This is a genomic window from Streptomyces poriferorum (genome assembly GCF_019399235.1).
In the GTDB taxonomy this organism is placed as follows: Bacteria; Actinomycetota; Actinomycetes; order Streptomycetales; family Streptomycetaceae; genus Streptomyces; species Streptomyces poriferorum.
Genome location: NZ_JAELVH010000004.1, coordinates 51,592 through 68,466 on the forward strand (window position 1 = coordinate 51,592; position 16,875 = coordinate 68,466).

Genomic DNA, 16,875 nt, shown 5'->3' on the forward strand with positions numbered 1-16,875 from the left:
CGAGGGCCGTCACCGTACGACGAGTTGGGTCAGGAGCAGGTCGGTCTCGTGCGTCTCGACCTCGAAGAGCCCGGTGCGGTCGGCGGTGAAGGTGAGGGTGACGGTCCGGCCGGCGGGCAGCCGCGCCTCCTTGTCGTAGCCGTGGACGTGCAGGGTGTCGTCGCGGTCGCTGCGCACGAGGAGGCGCACGGTCCGGCCCTTCCTGACCTCGGTGCGCCCCGGGGCGGGGTCGACCTTGCCGTCGCGGATCGATATCTCCGCGGTGGCGTCGGGGGTGGAGGCGGGCGCGGGTGCGGGTGCCGAGGTGGCGCCGCCCAGCGTGGTGGCGGCCTGGACCGGGGCGGAGCCGACCGCCCAGGCGGTGTGGTCGTCGGCGTAGAGGCGGGCGGTGAGCCGGGTGCCGCCTCCGGCGGCGCGCAGGAGCGACTTGGGGAGGTGGAACCAGGTGCCGTAGACGCGGGCGAGGGGGTGGCCGTCGAGGAAGAGCCGGGCGTGGCCGCGTCCCAGGAGTGCGGCGCCGCCGACGCTGTCCGGGGTGAACCGGAAGTTGCGTACGGAGAGGTGGACGTTCCAGCCGTCCTCCGAGTCGGGCCGGGCAGTGACGGCGACTTCGGGGGCGCCCTGGGCGTCGACCTGGCGCAGCCGGTTGCCGGAGCCGTCGTCCGCGCTCAGGAGCCGGCCGTTGCTGCCGGTGGCCTGCTCATGGCTGGTGCCCGGCTTGTGGTGGGTGGTGGCCCGCCCCCCGCAGGCGCTCGCGCCCAGCAGGAGGGCGGCGGCGAGCAGGACGGCTGCGTACCCGCGTCCACGGGGCGGCGTCCATGCCCGGTTCGGGTGTCGGTTCACGATGGTTCCCCGTTCGGTTCCGCGGACGGTGGGGTGGACGAGGCAGGCCGGACAGGTTCCTTCGGAACCGACGCGCCGTCAGCACCGGTGACCGGATCCGCAGCGGCCTCCTCGCTCCTTCCCGCGTCTGCCGCCGCCGTCTCCGCGTCCGACGCCGCCTCCGCGCGCTCACCGTGTCGGGCAGCGGCCACGACGGCCCACACCACCCAGACCAGGCCGAGCAGTCCCCGTACCCAGGCCGGGCTCAGCGGGATCCACGGGATCATGAAGACACCCTTGTCCAGCGCGTCGAGCAGCGTCAGCCCGCCCAGCGCCACCGTGGTCCAGCCCAGCCCCGGACGCTCCCGGCGCAGCACCAGCCCGATGCCCGTCCACCAGAGCCCCGTCAGCAGCAGCGCGAGGGCGGGCACATAGCCGGAGGCCAGACCCATGGTCGACCCGGCCACGTCCAGTACGAGGCCGATGAGTCCGAGGACCGTGGCGGCCGTGGCGAGCCGGTCGGCCCGCAGCCGACGCCACCACAGCACCCCGCCGACCAGCACCAGCACCACCGCGATGCCGAGGGACGCCTGTACCTCGACGCGCTCGATGCCGCGCGCCCCGTACCAGTCGCAGCCGGCCGGCAGCCGGCGCGCCTGCACGTTGTAGTCGGCGCAGACAAGCAACTGGGCGAGCTTGACGGGCTCCCCCACCAGCCGGTCGGTGCCGCCGGTGACGGAGCCCCGCCCGGACCCGCACGAGGGCAGGGAGCGCGGGGTGGACGCGCCCGCGTCGGACTGCCAGCAGTTGCCCGCTCCCTGGCCGTCCCACCACACGTCGGCGCCGTTGGGGCGCGAGCGGCCCTGCTTGTCGGTGCCGAGGTGGTTGTCCGCGTACCGGTTGTGGTGCGAGGTGTCGGTCTGCTTGCCGAGGGCGTCCTCGCCGCGGATGAAGGCGGGCACGGCGCTCAGGAAGAAGGCGGCGCGCTTCTGCCCGTAGACCCAGTTGTTCTCGTAGAGGTTCCAGTTGCCGCCCGCGGTGATGATGCCGGTGCCGGGGGGCATGGAGATCTGCGGGCAGACCACCCCGTCCTCGTAACCGCGCTCGACGGGCGGCTTGGCGCAGGTGCCGTCGGCGACGTACGGGTAGTAGTCGGCGTTGTTGTCGTGGATCAGGTTGCGCTCGAAGCGGGCGTGGTTCTGCGGCAGCCCGGGGTGGCCGGGGAAGGCGCTGTCCATCGAGGCGCCGCCCATGTTGTGGTCGAACTCGTTGTCGTGGACGTAGACGGAGTCGCCCGCCGTGCCCGAGTAGCCGACCATGTTGTGGTGGCTGCGGCAGCCGGTGATCTCGATCGAGTAGCGCGGCACCTCGTAGCCGTAGCCGTCGTTGATGTCCGACGCGCTGCCCGGGTAGATGCCGGAGTCGCCGTTGCCGTAGGACTCGCAGTTCTTGTACAGGCCGTGGTCGCTGGCGAAGGTCAGGAAGCCGTACTCGTCGTTCCACCGGGTCAGGACGTCGTCGATGACGAAGCCGTCCTGGGCCAGGATGTACAGCGAGTTGAACGTGGTGCGCTGGGCGGTGAAGTTCTTGAAGTAGACGCCGTCGGAGCCGTCCGCGCGGACCGCGTTGAGCTTCTGGTACTTGGCGTCGATGACGACGTCCGTGCGCGCGGCGCCGGTGCCCTCGATCTGGAGGTCCTTCTTGCCGAGGATCGCCACCAGGTTCTGGTTGTGCGGGCACTTCGCCTGCTGTTCGTAGCTCAGGATCTGATAGCCGAGCTGCGAGTTGGGGGCCTTCAGCCGGGCGCACTCCCCCTTCGGCGCCGGGAGCGAGGGCTCCTCCTCGTAGAGGCCGGGCAGGATCGCGATGTTCTTCCCGGGCCCGGTGACGGCGTCGACGGCCTGCTGGAGATGGCGGTAGCCGGACTTCCGGCACCGGTCGAAGAGCGTCAGGTTCCTGGCCCGCAGGGCGTCCGGGAAACCGGATATCCGGCGCTCGAAGTCGGCCCGGTCGCTCTTGCAGACCAGGAGATCGGGTTCGCCCGTGCGGTACGTGGGAACGCTGCCGGTGCCGTCGGGCAAGGTGACCGGCCGTTCCTCGTGCGCCTGGGCGGCCGGGGCCGCGAGCAGGGCGGCCGCGAGCGCCGCCAGAACCACCAGAAGTCTTCGTGTCCACGACATGAGCCGGAGAGTAGAGCATTGTTCATCTTTTGGAACCCCCCTGTGCCGCACGAATGCCGTTGACTCCCGGCGCTTCGATTCCTACGGTTAAGCATAGGATTCCAGGATTCTCATGCACCGGGAGCACATATGAGCGGCATCGAGCAGGCGCGGAAGACGGCGGAAGGGCTCGCGCACTCCGCCGGATTCGGCAATCAGCACAGCTCGGAAGCGGTGCCGGGAGCGCTGCCGCACGGCCGCAACTCGCCCCAGCGCGCCCCGCTGGGGCTCTACGCGGAGCAGCTCAGCGGTTCGGCCTTCACCGAGCCGCGCGTCAGCAACCGCCGCTCCTGGCTCTACCGGATCCGGCCCTCGGCGGCCCACCCGCCGTTCACCCGGACCGACAACGGCACCCTGCGCACCGCCCCGTTCACCGAGAGCGTCCCCGACCCCAACCGGCTGCGCTGGGACCCGCTCCCGGAGCCCGCGCCCGGCACGGACTTCCTTTCCGGTCTGTGGACGCTGGGCGGGAACGGCAACGCCGCCGAGCGCAGCGGAATGGCCGTGCACCTCTACGCCGCCAACACCGCCATGACCGACCGGGTGTTCAGCGACAGCGACGGCGAGCTCCTCATCGTCCCCGAGCACGGCGGTCTCCTGCTGCGCACCGAGCTGGGCCTGCTGCGCGCCGAACCGGGCCATGTGGCACTGATCCCGCGCGGTGTCCGCTTCCGGGTCGAACTGCTCGACGCCACCGCCCGCGGCTACGTCTGCGAGAACTACGGCAGTCCCTTCGTCCTCCCCGACCTCGGCCCGATCGGCGCCAACGGCCTGGCGAACGCCCGGGACTTCCTCGCCCCGGTCGCCGCGTACGAGGACGTGGAGCGCCCGGTCGAGGTGGTCAACAAGTACTGCGGCAACCTCTGGTCGGCGACGTACGACCACTCGCCGCTGGATGTGGTCGCCTGGCACGGCAACCACACCCCGTACGTCTACGACCTGCGCCGGTTCAACGTCATCGGCTCGATCAGCTACGACCACCCGGACCCGTCGATCTTCACGGTGCTGACCTCGCCCTCGGACACCCCCGGCCTGGCCGGGGTCGACTTCGTGGTGTTCGCGCCGCGCTGGCTGGTGGGCGAGGACACCTTCCGGCCGCCGTACTTCCACCGCAACGTCATGAGCGAGTACATGGGCCTGATCGAGGGCGCGTACGACGCGAAGACGGCCGGAAAGGGCGGCTTCGTACCCGGCGGCGGCTCCCTGCACAACATGATGTCGGCGCACGGACCGGACCGGGAGACCTTCGAACGGGCGAGCACGGCGGAGCTGAAGCCGCAGAAGATCGACGACGGTCTGGCCTTCATGTTCGAGACCCGCTGGCCGGTCACCGCGACCGGGCAGGCGGCGACGGCCGGACACCTCCAGCACGGCTACGACGACGTGTGGCAGGGTCTGAGCCGCAACTTCAGGCCGTAAGGGCCCCCGTGCCACTCCAGGCCGCAAGGGCCACGTGCCGCAGCGACGACGAATGCAGGTGACCCAGGTGCCGCAGCCCTCTCCGACACCCCCCGCGGCCCCGGGAGCCGCCTTCGCGCCCGACTCGCTGGTCCTGAACCGCAAGCTCCCGCTGTGGTACCAGGTCTCACAGTCGTTGCGGGCCTCGATACTGGGCCGCACCGCGGACGCCACCCTGCGGCTGCCGACCGAGGAACAGCTCGCCGCGCACTACGGCGTCAGCGTCCTCACGATGCGGCAGGCACTCAAGGAGCTGGAGACGGAGGGGCTGATCAGCCGGCACCGGCGGCGCGGCACCTTCATCGAGCCCCGCGCACGCAGGGTGTCGCCGGTGCGGCTGATGGGTTCGATCGACGCGATCGTCGCCCAGCAGTCGGGCGAGCGCACCACCCTGCTCGAACACGGCCCGTCCCCGGTGCCGGGCGATGTCGCGGAGTACTTCCCCGGCTGCCCCGAAGTCATCGGCTACCGGCGCCTGCGGTGCGAGGAGGACACCGGCGAGCCGACCAACTGGGCGCAGAACTGGGTCCATCCGGAGGCGGCGGCCGGAATCGACCCCGCCGACCTCGAACGCTGGCCGATGACCAAGGTGCTGCGCGACCGTGCCGGCGTCCCGATCGCCCGGATCACCGACACGGTCGAGGCCCGGCTCGCCGACCCGGCCACCGCCGGACTGCTCCGGGTCCCGCTGCTCAGCCCGATCCTGTACTACACGGGCGTGGCGTACGACGAGAGCGGCCGGGTGGTCGATGTGGCGCAGATCCGCTACCGGGGCGACCGGTTCTCCTTCTCGGTCACGGTGGAGACCCACTGACGGAAGCGGCGGCGGCCCGGTCCCGGCAGGCGCCCTGCCGGGACCCGTGGCGGCGCCGTTACGATGCCGGGGACGGCGGCAGACGTGGCGACGGGGAGGACGACACGGTGGCAGCTCCGGCAGCGGCCGGCTCCGGCGAGGGCCCGCGCAGCCCGCTCCTCGACGACCTCATGCCCTGGTCGGTGCGGCCGCTCAGGACCGGGCGTCCCTGGGTGACCGCCCCCGACGCGGGCTCCCTCAGGGCCCGTTGGGAGCGGCTCGTCCGGGCCCCCGACGCCGAGCGCGAGCGGCTCTTCGGGCCCACCCGTACGCGCGGCCCGCAGACCCCGGTGGCGGCCCTGCCCGGGCAGTCCACCGGGACCGGCCGCTTCGCCCGTGAGCCGGGCCCGTGCCCGGAGCCGGTACGGATCCTGCACGGGCCGTTCGACGAGCAGTGGCTGCTCCCCGACCACCGGCTGATCGACGTGGCCCGGCCCGAACTGTGGCGGGTCGCCGACGGGCACCAGCTCTTCCTCCTCGAGCACGGCCGGGTGCCCCAGGACACCGGCCCCGCCCTCTCGGTGACCGCGCTGCTCCCCGACGGCCACTCCCCCGCCGGGCGGCCCGGCCGGATCCGTCCGCTGTTCCGGCGCCCCGGCGGCGGCGAACCCAATCTGGCCCCCGGGCTGCTCGGCCTGCTGAGGGCCCGCCACGGGGACGCGGTCACCGCCGAGTCGGTACTGGCCTGGATCCTCGCGGCGGCCCGCCGCACTCCGGACGGCTGCGCGGTGCCGCTGCCCGCGGACACCGCGCGCTGGTCGGCGGGCGTGGAGCTGGGGCGCGAACTGCTGCGGGTCCAGTTGCGCGGGGCGCGGGACGGGGAGCGCCCCCGGCTGCCGGGCGGCCGGCGTCCCTACGTGCGGGCCGCTGTGCCGCCCGCCCCGTCGGAGCTCTCCTACGATGCCGGGGAGCAGGTGCTGAACCTCGGTACGGGCCGCATCTCGCCGGTGCCCGCCGGTGCGTGGGAGTTCCGGGTGGGCGGCGTACGGGTGCTGGAGATGTGGTTCGGCCGCCGGACGGCGGCGCCCGGGGCCGGCGGCCTGGAGGCCGTACTGCCCCGCGCCTGGCCGCAGGAGTGGACGTCGGAGCTGCTGGAGCTGATCACGCTGCTCGCCCTGCTCGCCGAACTGCGGCCGCGGCAGGAGGAACTGGTGGCTGGTCCGGAGATCGGTGTGCCCGAACTGCGGGCGGCGGGGGTCCTGCCGGTGCCGGTGGCGGCCCGGCGTCCGGCGTCCGTGCTCGACCACCAGGAGGAGGGCCCGGACGGCCAGTTCGCGCTGCTGTGAGCCGGGCCGTCCGGCGCGCCCGCCCTTTCGCACGCGGCCGGAAGAGACCGGCGCCCGCCCCACACGCGCTGACGAACGAGCTCAGCGCCCGGGCGAGCGCCCGAAGAGGCCGGCGTCCGCCCCCACACGCTGACGAACGGGCCGGGCGCCCGCCCCGCACGCGCCCGAAAGAACCAGCGCCCGCCCTACGCGCTCGCGAACGAGTCCAGCACCCGGGCGAGCGCCCGGTCGAACACGGCGTCCAGATCGATCGGTCCGGGGTCCTCGGCGAATCCGGCCGCCATCCGCGGGTACTTCCCGGTCATGATCTGGCTGATCAGGTACCCGGTGCGCGCGGCCTGCTCCTGCTCCTCGGACCAGGGCAGCGACCGGCTGCGCTCCGCCGTGGCGATCTCGTTGGCGGTGTAGGTGGTGACGACGCCGTTGAGCATGGCGATGAGTTCCATCTTCTCGCCGAACCGCGCGTCGACCCCGTCCAGGCAGCTCAGCGCGTACTCCAGGTACCGCAAGGCGTTCGGGCTGAACCCGTAGACCGGCGACATCAGCCGGGGCACCCAGGTGTGGCGGTGCATCATTCCCCGGGCCTGGTGGGCGAGGGCGAGAAGATCGGCGCGCCAGTCACCGGACGGGTCCGGGTACTCGTAGCCGGCACTGACCGCGTCGAGCATCAGCTCGTGCAGGTCCTCCTTGCGGGGGACGTAGTTGTAGAGCGACATGGTGCCGCAGCCGAGTTCGGCCGCCACCTTCCGCATCGACAGCGCGTCGAGCCCCTCCGCGTCCGCGATGCGCACGGCGGCCGCCGCGATGTCCGCCCGGCTGAACGCGGGCTTGGGGCCACGCCCCGCACGCTCGGGACGCGCCCAGATCACTTCCGGTACTGCGGGTCGCCCCACCATTGATCATCACCTCGATCACCATGGTAGTTACGTACACCGTACGTAGTGCGGTACCGTTGCGGCATGACAACTACGTACGCTGTACTTAGTGAAGGTCTGGAGAAGCGCTTCGGCGACGTCCACGCGCTGCGCGGCCTCGATCTGGCCGTCGCCGAAGGCACCGTCTGCGGGGTGCTGGGGCGCAACGGCGCCGGCAAGACCACCGCCGTCCGCGTCCTCACCACGCTGACCGCACCCGACGGCGGCAGCGCCCGGATCGCGGGCCACGACGTGGTGCGGGAGGCCGGGGCCGTCCGGGCGGCGATCGGCGTCACGGGGCAGAGCGCCTCCGTCGACGGCGAGCTGTCCGGCCGGCAGAATCTGCGGCTCTTCGCCAGGCTGCTCAAGTACCGGGGCGAGGTGGCCCGCACCCGGGCCGACGAGCTCCTCGAACGCTTCGAGCTGACCGACGCCGCCGACCGCCCGGCCCGCACCTACTCGGGCGGGATGCGCCGCCGCCTGGATCTCGCCGCCAGTCTGCTGGCCCGCCCGCAGGTGCTGTTCCTGGACGAACCGACCACCGGACTCGACCCGCACAGCCGCAACCAGATCTGGGCGGCGGTACGGGAGCTGGCGGGCCGCGGCACCACCGTCCTGCTCACCACGCAGTACCTGGAGGAGGCCGATCAGCTGGCCGACGACATCGTGCTCGTCGACAGCGGCCGGGCCGCCCACAGCGGCAGCCCCGCCGAACTGAAGGCCAGGATCGGCAGTTACGCCGAGGTGGTCGTCGCGCACGCATCCGCGCTCGGACCCGCCGCGGCGGTGCTGGACCAGCTGACGGGCACCGAGCCGGTGCTCGACCACGAGCGGCGCACGGTGGGCGCGGTCACCACGGACCCCTCGCTCACCCTGCCCCGGATCGTCCGCGAACTGGACGCGGCGGGCGCGGCGGCGATCGACGCGAGTCTGCGCCCGCCCACCCTCGACGAGGTCTTCCTGCGCCTGACCGGACGCGGCACCCCCATCAAGGAGACGGCAGCATGAGTACCGACGCGCTCGTGACGGAACGACGGACGACGGACGCCACCGCACCCACGCACACACCCGTGGCGGACGGCCTGGCCGTGCTCGGCCGCCATCTGCAACGGATCAAGGCGACCCCGGGTGTCCTGATCCTCACCCAGACCATGCCGATCACGATGCTGCTGTTCTTCGGGTACGTCTTCGGCAGCGCCCTGGCCGTCCCCGGCCGGGAGTACCGCGCCTTCCTGGTGCCGGGACTGCTGGCGGCGACCGCGGCGAACGGCGTCATGACGGGCATGTTCCAGTCGGCGCAGGACTGCCACCGGGGCGTGATGGACCGGTTCCGGACCCTGCCGATGAGCCGGTCCGCCGTGCCGTTCGGGCAGACCGCGGCCGATGTGCTGACCACGGCCGTCGGCCTGGTCCCGCTGATGCTGGTCGGCCTCGCCGTGGGCTGGCGGATCGAGGGCGGCCCGGCCGCCGCGGTGGGCGCGTTCGGCCTGCTGCTGCTGTTCCGGTTCGCGACGTCATGGGTGGGCTGCTGGCTGGGGCTCCTGATCCGGAACGAGGAGGCCGCCGGGCAACTGGGCGCGTCCACGTTCATCCTGCCGCTGCTCTCCAGCGCGTACATCCCGACCGACAACCTGCCGGGCTGGCTGCGCACGCTCGCGGAGTGGAATCCGATCAGCGCCGTCGCCGCGGCCGCCCGCGACCTCTTCGGCAACGCCGCACCGGCCGCCGACGCCGCCTGGCCGGTCGCCCACCCGGTGGCCGGAACGCTGCTGTGGTCGGCGGTACTGCTCGCGGTCGCCGTGCCGCTGTCCGTACGCCTCTACTCGCGCGGCGGCGAATGACGACGCCGGGGCACCGGCTCAGCCGGGCAGTGCGACCGGCCGGTCCAGTGTGCCCAGCAGGGCGACGAAACCCGACTCCAGGAAGGCACCGAGGGCGTCGAGGGCGTCCGGCTCGTCGAGCGGCCAGTTGGTGACGGCTTCCTCGGCGAAGGCCATCCAGGCCCGGGCGGCGACCGGCAGCCGGGGCGAGTCCGGCATTCCGAGCCGTCGCTGACCCTCCACCACGCGCCGGGCCACGAGGGTGCGCGTGGACTCGACGATGTCCTCCACGGCGGGATGGCTGCCTGCGGCGCCACGGACCAGCGCGAGATAGACCCTGCGGTGCTCCGTGACGTACGCCGTGAAGCAGGCGATGAAGGACCGCAGCCAGGCGACGGGCTCCAGCGAGGGGTCCGGCTCCATGGCTGCGGCGAAGTCGTCGCACTCCCGCTGCACCATGGAGCGGTAGAAGTCGCGCTTGGAGTCGAAGTAGTGGAAGAGCAGCCCCCGGGAGATCCCGGCGCGGCGTGCCACATCGTCGGTGGAGAGTTCGTCCAGCGAGCGATCGGAGAGCATGTCCACGCCAATCGTGACCAACTGCGCCCTTCGTTCGTCGGGACTCAGGCGCGCGGCTCGCTTCTCGGGCATGCGGACAGTGTAGAAGTACTTCGGCACCGAATTACCTCGGAGCCCACCGCACCGGCGGGCAAGAGGCTCACGCGGACATGGCGACGCGCCACTGCCGGCTCCGGGGATGACGGAAGAGCGGGCAGCAGCGCGAGGCCGGGACCGGGGCGTCGGGTCAGCGGCGGCTGCCGAAGAGCGAGCGCCGCAGTCGCCGCAGCGGAGCGAAGAGCGAGACCCTCGCGCTCTTGCTCCGGCGGGTGTGCGCGACATCGCGCGAGGTGAGCTCGAGCATCAGCAGCGTCGCCTCCGCGGACTCACGCTGCGGGACGGCGGGGCCGCCCAGCACTGCGAGATGGCGGTCGAGGCGCGAACTCGTCGCACCGCTCCCGCATGTAATGGCAGGCACGCGTGGCCTGCTGCGCATCGTTATCTGTTCCATGTCACTCCCCACCCGTACGAGGGCACCCGGCCCGGGCAGGTTAACCCTATCGCCCCGCGGCGACACGCGTGTATCCCGGGCACAGGATTGAGCACACACATACGGAGGTTGACGACCTGTCTGCGAATCTGCCCGATTCCAGGGCGAGTTGGACAGATCGTCAACCTCCTCACGGATCAGGCCCATCGGAGCCGCCCACCGGAAGGGGCCCTGACCTGCAAGGCTCCTGCGGCAGGCGGCACGACGGGCGCCGCGCACAGCTCGGACGACGCCCGCGCCGATCAGTCGAGCGAGTTGAGGACGGGCAGATAGCCACCGGACTGCCCGGCGGCGAAGGGGTGGTACGACTCGCCGATGTTGAGCCAGTTGAGACTGTGCAGCCAGGCGCTCCCGGAGCAGATCTCGTGCCCGGTGAACGGCCCGGCGACATCACCGAAGGTGAATCCGTGGTCGGCGGCACGCTTGGCGGTGGCCGCGTTGAGGTAGTCGGAGGCGCCGTTGATGGCGGTGCGCACCTTGTCGCTCAGACCGACGACGCAACTGCCGCCGATCTTGTAGAAGCGGGGATAGCCGAGCACGACGACATGGGCGGACGGAGCTTTGGCGCTGATCGCGTCGTACACCGAGTCGAGCCGGCCGGGCAGCGTGGAGTCCACATAGCCGCGGGCGGTGGCGATCCGGTTGAGGCAGGTGGCCTCCGACTGGAGGACACAGGTCGTCATGACGTCGGCGAATCCCGCGTCGTTGCCGCCGATGGAGATCGAGACGAGGTCGGTCGAGGCGGTGAGCGGTCCCAGCTGACTCGCGGTCACGTCGTTGGTGCGGGCGCCCGAGCAGGCGGTGAAGGCGAAGGAGGCGGGAGCGTGGGCGGCCGCCCAGAGCGAGGGGTAGGCCACGGTGCTGCGCTTGCAGTCACCGCTGGAGCTGATGTAGCTGCCGGAGCCGACTCCCGAGGAGTAGGAGTCGCCCAGCGCGACATAGTCGACGGCTTGGACGGACGGTGCGGCGTTCGCGGTGGCCGCCCCGGTCAGGGCGATGACGGCGCCGAGCAGGAGTGAGGACGACAACGCCATGAGTCTGGTGATCTTCATGGAAGCTCCCTTGGACCGGCCGGCAGGATCTCTGCCACATCCGTGGTAGCAGCAGCGAAGCCCATTCCGGAAGTGTCCATGCCAACTCGATCGGGTGAGCTTTCACCGCCGGTTCCCTGAGTTCGTGTCATATCGGCGCACCGGGCCCGCAGCCACGGCGCGAGCCGGACCGGAACAGCGGGTGACGAAACCTGGGTGCGCCGGATACACACGTGCCGGATCATGGGCGGCATGTCTGCCAACCCCGAGTCCGCGCTGCCGATCCGGCTCACCGTCGACGACAGCGACTCGCCGTCCGACGTCGTCGACGCGCTGTTCCTCGGCCGCTTCGCGACGGGCGAGCAGCCGTACTCGCACAGCTCCTCCCTCGACCGGGTGAGGAAGAGCGCCACGCTGCTGCCCGAGGGGGCGAAGGTGCTGCGCGCCGCCCGTGACGACGACCGCAGCGCCACGCTGGCCGAGGGCGAGGGCTGGACCCTGCTCGTCTCGCGGTGGAACCGCGGAGCCGACGTCACAGTCACCGCGACCGGTCCGGAACTGGCCCGCAAGGTGCTCGACGAGGCCACGGAAGGCGCCCAGGACGAGCCGGAGCCCCAGCCGGAGAACGTGACGATGGGCTTCTGGTACGTCTCACCGCGCCGCGGCCCGCACCGCACGACCCGTCAGATCGCGGCCGGCACATGGGACGAGGTCCGCTCCAACTACACCGCGCCCGTGGCCACCGCCATGGACCGGCTGATGAAGGTCACCCCGGACGACATCGCGGGCCGGCTGCTCCTGCTGCACGGCCCGCCCGGGACCGGCAAGACGTCCGCCCTGCGCACCCTGGCCCGGTCCTGGCGGGACTGGTGCCAGGTCGACTGCGTGCTCGACCCCGAGCGGCTCTTCAACGACGTCGGCTATCTGATGGACATCGCGATCGGCGAGGACGACGGCAGCGCGAAGGGCCGCTGGCGCCTGCTGCTCCTGGAGGACTGCGACGAGCTGATCCGCGGCGAGGCCAAGCACACGGCCGGCCAGGCTCTGTCGCGGCTGCTGAACCTCACGGACGGGCTGCTGGGCCAGGGCCGGAACGTGCTGGTGGGCGTGACGACCAACGAGGACCTGGAACGGCTGCACCCGGCGGTCGTCAGGCCCGGCCGCTGCCTGGCACGCATCGAGGTGGGGCCGCTGACCCGCGAGGAGTCGGTGGCCTGGCTCGGTACGGAGGAGGGCCTGGGCCGGGACGCGGCCCGCGAGGGCACGACCCTGGCGGAGCTGTACGCACTGCGCCGCGGCACGGGCCCGGCGTCGGTCCCCAAGCAGGACTCGGGGGCTGACGCGGGTCTTTACCTCTGAGCCCCGTTCCGGCCCTCACCTCAATCCGCGTACACCGCCCGCACCGCGTCCTGCGCCAGCTCCAGGGCCCGCGCCCGGGACATCCCCAGCCGCCGGGCCTGCTCCGCGTACTCACGTGCGGCGGCGGCCGCGTGGCGTTCGGCGGCGTCGCCCGCAGCGGCGACGAACGTCCCGTTGCGGCCCCGCGTCTCGATCACCCCGTCCGCCTCCAGGGCCCGGTAGGCCTTGGCGACGGTGTTGGCCGCCAGGCCCAGCTCCTCGGCGAACCCTCGGACGGTCGGGAGCTTGTAGCCGACCGGCAGCGCGCCGGAGCGGGCCAGTTCGGAGATCTGCGTGCGCAGCTGCTCGTACGGAGCGGTGCCGGAATCCGGGTCAACGGCGATCTTCAGAGTCACGGGCCGATTCTGCCCCACCGCCGGAAACTCGGGGGCGGACGGGCCGGACCACCGGGTACGGTCCGGGCCATGACTGTCATCGTGCGCGATTTCCGGCCCGCCGACGCCGAGGACTGGGTGCGGGTGAGACGCGCGGCGCTCCCGTTCATGGTCATCACACCGGAGCGGGTGGTCTTCGACCTGGCCACCGCCCATCCCGGCAAGCGCTACCGGATGCTGGTCGCGGAGGAGAACGGCGAGGTCATCGGGACGGCGCAGGTCGGGCTGGCCCACGAGAGTCCCGAGCCGGGGCAGGCGTTCTGCAACACGTTCGTCCACCCGGAGCGGACCGCCCGGGGCGCGGGCACGCTGCTGATGCGCACGGCCGAGGAGTCTCTGGCCCTGGCCGGCGCGGCCTCGGTCTACACCTGGGTGCTGGACACCCCCGCCGACCTGGCCTTCGCCGCAAAGCACGGATATGCGCCGAGCCGGCCTGCCTACTTCTTCCATCTCGACCTGGCGGGCGCCACGCTGCCGCCCCGTCAGGAACTGCCGGCCGGTGTCGAGCTGCGCACGGCTGCCGATTTCGCCGACGATCCGCGCCCGCTCTTCGAGGCGGATGCCGAGACCACCGCGGACGAGCCCAGCGACACACCGGCCCTGCTGACGGACTACGAGGAGTGGCTGACGGAGACCTGGCGCAGCCCCGGCCTCGACCACGACCTCACCTCGGTCGTGGTGGCCGACGGTGAGGTGGCGGCGTTCAGCCTCGCGGAGACCGACGGAGTGGACCGCTACTGGTCGGGGATGACCGGCACCCGGCGGGCGTACCGCGGCCGCGGGCTGGCGAAGCTCGCGAAGAACGACTCGCTGCACCGGGCGCGCGCCGCCGGGTACACCGACGCCTACACCGGCAACGATGCCGGCAACGGTCCGATGCTTGCGGTCAACCGCTGGTTCGGCTACGAACTCTGTGCCACGGAGGTGCGCCATGTCCGCAAACTCGGCTGAGCCCGGACCGACGGCTGAGCCCGGACCGACAGCTGGATGCGGACCGACGGCTGAGCCCGGACCGACGGCTGGATCCGGACCGACGGCTGAGCCCCGACTGACGGTCGTCCTGGTCAAGGCCGGAAAGACCAAGATCAGGTATCCCGCCACCCTGGTCGCCGACGACGGCAACCGGATCACGGTCCGGGCACCCTGGGCCGCCCCGGGGGTCCGCGACTTCGGCTTCGTACGCTTCGAGCCGGGCGATGTCTTCACCGAGCACTACTGGCGCGACGCCTGGTTCGCCGTGAAGGAGGTGCGCAGCGGCGCCGGCGTGCTCAAGGGCTGGTACTGCGACATCACCCGCCCCGCGGAGATCCAGGACGGGGCTCTTCTGGTCGAGGACCTGGATCTCGACCTGTGGGTGTCGGCGGACCGCTCCGCCGTACTGCGGCTGGACGAGGACGAGTTCGAAGAGAGCGGACTGGCCGGGCGCGATCCGGCGGCGGCCCGGGAGGCCGTTCGGGCCCTGGACGGCCTGGAACGGATGGCCCGCGCGGAGGGTCTGGCCGGACTGCTCTCCGGGCCTTCGGAACGCGCCTGCGAGGACGATCAGTTGACTTAGAGTTCTCAGGTCGTTGCCCGCCGGTGACCTGAGAAGGATGCACGGACTATGCCCACTGAGACGTTCGAGTTCCAGGTGGAAGCGCGTCAGCTTCTGCAGATGATGATTCATTCGATCTACTCGAACAAGGACGTGTTCCTGCGTGAACTCGTCTCCAACGCCTCCGACGCGCTCGACAAGCTGCGGCTCGAAGCGCTCCGCGACGACGCGCTCGGCGCGGACGTGTCCGACCTCCACATCGAGCTCGAAGCCGACCGCCCGAACCGGACGCTGACCGTGCGGGACAACGGCATCGGGATGTCGCACGACGAGGTGGTCAAGCTCATCGGGACCATCGCGAACTCGGGTACGGCCGCGTTCCTGAAGGACCTCAAGGAGGCCAGGGACGCCGGGGACGGCGCTGCGGCCGAAGGCCTGATCGGCCAGTTCGGTGTCGGCTTCTACTCCAGCTTCATGGTGGCCGACGAGGTCGTCCTGCTGACCCGGCGGGCGGGCGAGGACCGGGGCACCCGCTGGACGTCGACCGGTGAGGGCACGTACACGATCGAGACCGTCGACGAGGCCCCCCAGGGCACCACGGTCACTCTCCGGCTCAAGCCGGAGGACTCCGAGGACCAGCTCCACGACTACACGTCTCCATGGAAGATCAGGGAGATCGTCAAGCGGTACTCGGACTTCATCACCTGGCCGGTGCGCATGGTTCCGGAGCCCGTCGGCGTGGGCTCCGGGGAGGGGGACGAGGACGGTGACACGGCGCGCGAACCCGAGACCATCAACTCGATGAAGGCACTGTGGGCCCGCTCGCGCGACGAGGTCACGGACGACGAGTACCACGAGCTGTACAAGCACATCAGCCATGACTGGATCGCCCCGCTCGAAACCATCCGGCTCCAGGCCGAGGGCACCTTCGAGTACCAGGCTCTGCTGTTCGTCCCCTCGCACGCGCCCCAGGACCTCTTCGTGCAGGGGTACAAACGCGGCATCCAGCTCTATGTGAAGCGCGTCTTCATCATGGACGACTGCGAGGCGCTGATGCCGTCGTACCTGCGCTTCGTCAAGGGCGTCGTCGACGCGCAGGACCTGTCGCTCAACGTGTCGCGCGAGATCCTCCAGCAGGACCGCCAGATCCAACTGATGCACCGGCGGCTGGCGAAGAAGGTGCTGTCGGCGGTCAAGGACATGATGTCCGGCGATCCGGAGCGCTACGCCACGTTCTGGCGGGAGTTCGGCCGCGTGGTCAAGGAGGGGTTGCTGAGCGACTTCGAGAACCGCGACGCCATCCTCGGTGTCGCCTCCTTCGCCACGACCCACGACAAGGAGGAGCCGGCCACGCTACGGCAGTACGTGGAGCGGATGAAGGACGGCCAGGAGCACATCTACTACCTCACGGGCGAGTCCCGGGAGGCGATCGAGAACTCCCCGCACATGGAGGCGTTCCGGGCCAAGGGCGTCGAGGTGCTGCTGCTGACGGATCCCGTCGACGAGGTGTGGGTGGAGGCGGAGCCCGAGTTCGGCGGCAAGAAGCTGCGGTCGGTCGCCAAGGGCGAGGTCGACCTCGGTACGGAGGAGGAGAAGAAGGAGGCCGCGACCGAGAGGGAGAACCGTCAGCAGGAGTACGCGGATCTGCTCAGCTGGATGACGGAGCGGCTGAGCGGGACCGTCAAGGACGTGCGGCTCTCCTCGCGCCTGACCGTCTCACCCGCCTGCATCGTCTCGGACACGCACGATGTGACACCCGCCCTGGAGAGCATGTACCGCGCCATGGGGCAGCCCGTCCCCCAGGTGAAGCGCATCCTCGAACTCAACCCCGAGCACCCGTTGGTCGGCGGCCTCAACCGGGCGTACGCCGGGCGAGGCGGGGACACCGGCTCCGGTCTGGAGGAGACGGCCGAACTCCTCCACGATCTGGCGCTGCTGGCCGAGGGCGGCGAGCTGGGCGACCCGTCGCGCTTCGTCCGGCTGATGGCTGACCGCCTGGAGCGCACGCTCTGAAGCCTGCCGGTCCCTGATCCGCCGGAC

16 protein-coding genes are annotated in these 16,875 nt (G+C 71.4%); 9 read left to right on the forward strand and 7 right to left on the reverse strand.

Annotation, left to right across the window (positions count from 1 at the left end; genetic code table 11):
* Positions 1 to 9: 9 nt before the first annotated feature.
* Both JGS39_RS01415 and JGS39_RS01420 read right to left on the reverse strand, forming a co-directional pair.
* The gene (locus JGS39_RS01415; RefSeq protein WP_306081607.1) at positions 10 to 843 is read right to left on the reverse strand and encodes a cupredoxin domain-containing protein; all 834 of its coding nucleotides are present in this window, start codon (positions 841 to 843) and stop codon (positions 10 to 12) included.
* Positions 840 to 3,002: a right-handed parallel beta-helix repeat-containing protein gene (locus tag JGS39_RS01420; RefSeq protein ID WP_219566709.1), complete on the reverse strand. Its 2,163-nt coding sequence runs from the start codon at positions 3,000 to 3,002 to the stop codon at positions 840 to 842. The genes JGS39_RS01415 and JGS39_RS01420 overlap by 4 nt, the downstream gene beginning before the upstream one ends.
* 129 nt (positions 3,003 to 3,131) lie before the next feature.
* Between JGS39_RS01420 and hmgA the strand changes: the two genes are divergently transcribed.
* The 3 genes from hmgA (at position 3,132) to JGS39_RS01435 (ending at position 6,638) form a co-directional block, all read left to right on the forward strand.
* Positions 3,132 to 4,460 (forward strand): homogentisate 1,2-dioxygenase, encoded by a 1,329-nt coding sequence (gene hmgA / locus JGS39_RS01425; protein WP_219566710.1) that lies wholly within the window; start codon positions 3,132 to 3,134, stop codon positions 4,458 to 4,460.
* A 52-nt stretch (positions 4,461 to 4,512) separates the two neighbouring features.
* Entirely contained in the window at positions 4,513 to 5,313 is an 801-nt protein-coding gene (locus JGS39_RS01430; protein WP_219566711.1) for a GntR family transcriptional regulator, read from the forward strand.
* Positions 5,314 to 5,420: 107 nt separating this feature from the next.
* On the forward strand, positions 5,421 to 6,638 hold the full coding sequence (locus JGS39_RS01435) for a type ISP restriction/modification enzyme (protein WP_219566712.1): 1,218 nt from the start codon (positions 5,421 to 5,423) through the stop codon (positions 6,636 to 6,638).
* Between the two features lie 185 nt (positions 6,639 to 6,823).
* Here JGS39_RS01435 and JGS39_RS01440 read toward each other — a convergent pair whose 3' ends face one another.
* Positions 6,824 to 7,534, reverse strand: coding sequence for a TetR/AcrR family transcriptional regulator (locus tag JGS39_RS01440; RefSeq protein WP_219566713.1), 711 nt, complete (start codon positions 7,532 to 7,534; stop codon positions 6,824 to 6,826).
* Between the two features lie 63 nt (positions 7,535 to 7,597).
* On the opposite strand from JGS39_RS01440, the gene JGS39_RS01445 reads away from it, so the two are divergent.
* Together JGS39_RS01445 and JGS39_RS01450 are read left to right on the forward strand one after the other, a co-directional pair.
* Positions 7,598 to 8,560 (forward strand): ATP-binding cassette domain-containing protein, encoded by a 963-nt coding sequence (locus JGS39_RS01445; RefSeq protein WP_219566714.1) that lies wholly within the window; start codon positions 7,598 to 7,600, stop codon positions 8,558 to 8,560.
* On the forward strand, positions 8,557 to 9,393 hold the full coding sequence (locus JGS39_RS01450; RefSeq protein WP_219566715.1) for an ABC transporter permease: 837 nt from the start codon (positions 8,557 to 8,559) through the stop codon (positions 9,391 to 9,393). Before JGS39_RS01445 ends, JGS39_RS01450 begins: the two co-directional genes overlap by 4 nt.
* A gap of 18 nt (positions 9,394 to 9,411) precedes the next feature.
* Here the strand turns inward: JGS39_RS01450 and JGS39_RS01455 are convergent, their stop codons facing one another.
* The 3 genes from JGS39_RS01455 to JGS39_RS01465 all read right to left on the reverse strand — a co-directional run bounded on the left by JGS39_RS01455 (position 9,412) and on the right by JGS39_RS01465 (position 11,511).
* Positions 9,412 to 10,020: a TetR/AcrR family transcriptional regulator gene (locus JGS39_RS01455; RefSeq protein WP_236063131.1), complete on the reverse strand. Its 609-nt coding sequence runs from the start codon at positions 10,018 to 10,020 to the stop codon at positions 9,412 to 9,414.
* Between the two features lie 154 nt (positions 10,021 to 10,174).
* Positions 10,175 to 10,438: a hypothetical protein gene (locus JGS39_RS01460; protein WP_219566716.1), complete on the reverse strand. Its 264-nt coding sequence runs from the start codon at positions 10,436 to 10,438 to the stop codon at positions 10,175 to 10,177.
* 281 nt (positions 10,439 to 10,719) lie between these two features.
* On the reverse strand, positions 10,720 to 11,511 hold the full coding sequence (locus JGS39_RS01465; RefSeq protein WP_306072189.1) for an SGNH/GDSL hydrolase family protein: 792 nt from the start codon (positions 11,509 to 11,511) through the stop codon (positions 10,720 to 10,722).
* Positions 11,512 to 11,751: 240 nt separating this feature from the next.
* Here JGS39_RS01465 and JGS39_RS01470 point away from each other — a divergent pair, with 240 nt between their 5' ends.
* On the forward strand, positions 11,752 to 12,867 hold the full coding sequence (locus tag JGS39_RS01470) for a DUF5925 domain-containing protein (protein ID WP_219566718.1): 1,116 nt from the start codon (positions 11,752 to 11,754) through the stop codon (positions 12,865 to 12,867).
* Positions 12,868 to 12,887: 20 nt separating this feature from the next.
* Here JGS39_RS01470 and JGS39_RS01475 read toward each other — a convergent pair whose 3' ends face one another.
* On the reverse strand, positions 12,888 to 13,262 hold the full coding sequence (locus JGS39_RS01475; protein WP_219566719.1) for a GntR family transcriptional regulator: 375 nt from the start codon (positions 13,260 to 13,262) through the stop codon (positions 12,888 to 12,890).
* Between the two features lie 69 nt (positions 13,263 to 13,331).
* Between JGS39_RS01475 and JGS39_RS01480 the strand changes: the two genes are divergently transcribed.
* From JGS39_RS01480 to htpG, 3 genes are read left to right on the forward strand one after another with little or no spacing between them, the layout of a single operon-like run.
* Positions 13,332 to 14,252, forward strand: a complete 921-nt coding sequence (locus JGS39_RS01480) for a GNAT family N-acetyltransferase (protein ID WP_219566720.1) — start codon at positions 13,332 to 13,334, stop codon at positions 14,250 to 14,252.
* Positions 14,233 to 14,856: a ribonuclease FAU-1 family protein gene (locus JGS39_RS01485; RefSeq protein ID WP_219566721.1), complete on the forward strand. Its 624-nt coding sequence runs from the start codon at positions 14,233 to 14,235 to the stop codon at positions 14,854 to 14,856. Before JGS39_RS01480 ends, JGS39_RS01485 begins: the two co-directional genes overlap by 20 nt.
* A 48-nt stretch (positions 14,857 to 14,904) precedes the next feature.
* Entirely contained in the window at positions 14,905 to 16,848 is a 1,944-nt protein-coding gene (gene htpG / locus JGS39_RS01490) for a molecular chaperone HtpG (protein WP_219566722.1), read from the forward strand.
* The last annotated feature ends 27 nt before the right edge of the window (positions 16,849 to 16,875 follow it).

What these genes read in the sequence shown, in the direction of transcription:
- JGS39_RS01420 (WP_219566709.1), bottom strand. Translation starts at nt 3,002, where the DNA reads ATGTCGTGGACACGAAGACTTCTGGTGGTTCTGGCGGCGCTCGCGGCC.
- hmgA (WP_219566710.1), top strand. Translation starts at nt 3,132, where the DNA reads ATGAGCGGCATCGAGCAGGCGCGGAAGACGGCGGAAGGGCTCGCGCAC.
- JGS39_RS01430 (WP_219566711.1), top strand. Translation starts at nt 4,513, where the DNA reads ATGCAGGTGACCCAGGTGCCGCAGCCCTCTCCGACACCCCCCGCGGCC.
- JGS39_RS01440 (WP_219566713.1), bottom strand. Translation starts at nt 7,534, where the DNA reads ATGGTGGGGCGACCCGCAGTACCGGAAGTGATCTGGGCGCGTCCCGAG.
- JGS39_RS01445 (WP_219566714.1), top strand. Translation starts at nt 7,598, where the DNA reads ATGACAACTACGTACGCTGTACTTAGTGAAGGTCTGGAGAAGCGCTTC.
- JGS39_RS01450 (WP_219566715.1), top strand. Translation starts at nt 8,557, where the DNA reads ATGAGTACCGACGCGCTCGTGACGGAACGACGGACGACGGACGCCACC.
- JGS39_RS01455 (WP_236063131.1), bottom strand. Translation starts at nt 10,020, where the DNA reads ATGCCCGAGAAGCGAGCCGCGCGCCTGAGTCCCGACGAACGAAGGGCG.
- JGS39_RS01460 (WP_219566716.1), bottom strand. Translation starts at nt 10,438, where the DNA reads ATGGAACAGATAACGATGCGCAGCAGGCCACGCGTGCCTGCCATTACA.
- JGS39_RS01465 (WP_306072189.1), bottom strand. Translation starts at nt 11,511, where the DNA reads ATGGCGTTGTCGTCCTCACTCCTGCTCGGCGCCGTCATCGCCCTGACC.
- JGS39_RS01470 (WP_219566718.1), top strand. Translation starts at nt 11,752, where the DNA reads ATGGGCGGCATGTCTGCCAACCCCGAGTCCGCGCTGCCGATCCGGCTC.
- JGS39_RS01480 (WP_219566720.1), top strand. Translation starts at nt 13,332, where the DNA reads ATGACTGTCATCGTGCGCGATTTCCGGCCCGCCGACGCCGAGGACTGG.
- JGS39_RS01485 (WP_219566721.1), top strand. Translation starts at nt 14,233, where the DNA reads ATGTCCGCAAACTCGGCTGAGCCCGGACCGACGGCTGAGCCCGGACCG.
- htpG (WP_219566722.1), top strand. Translation starts at nt 14,905, where the DNA reads ATGCCCACTGAGACGTTCGAGTTCCAGGTGGAAGCGCGTCAGCTTCTG.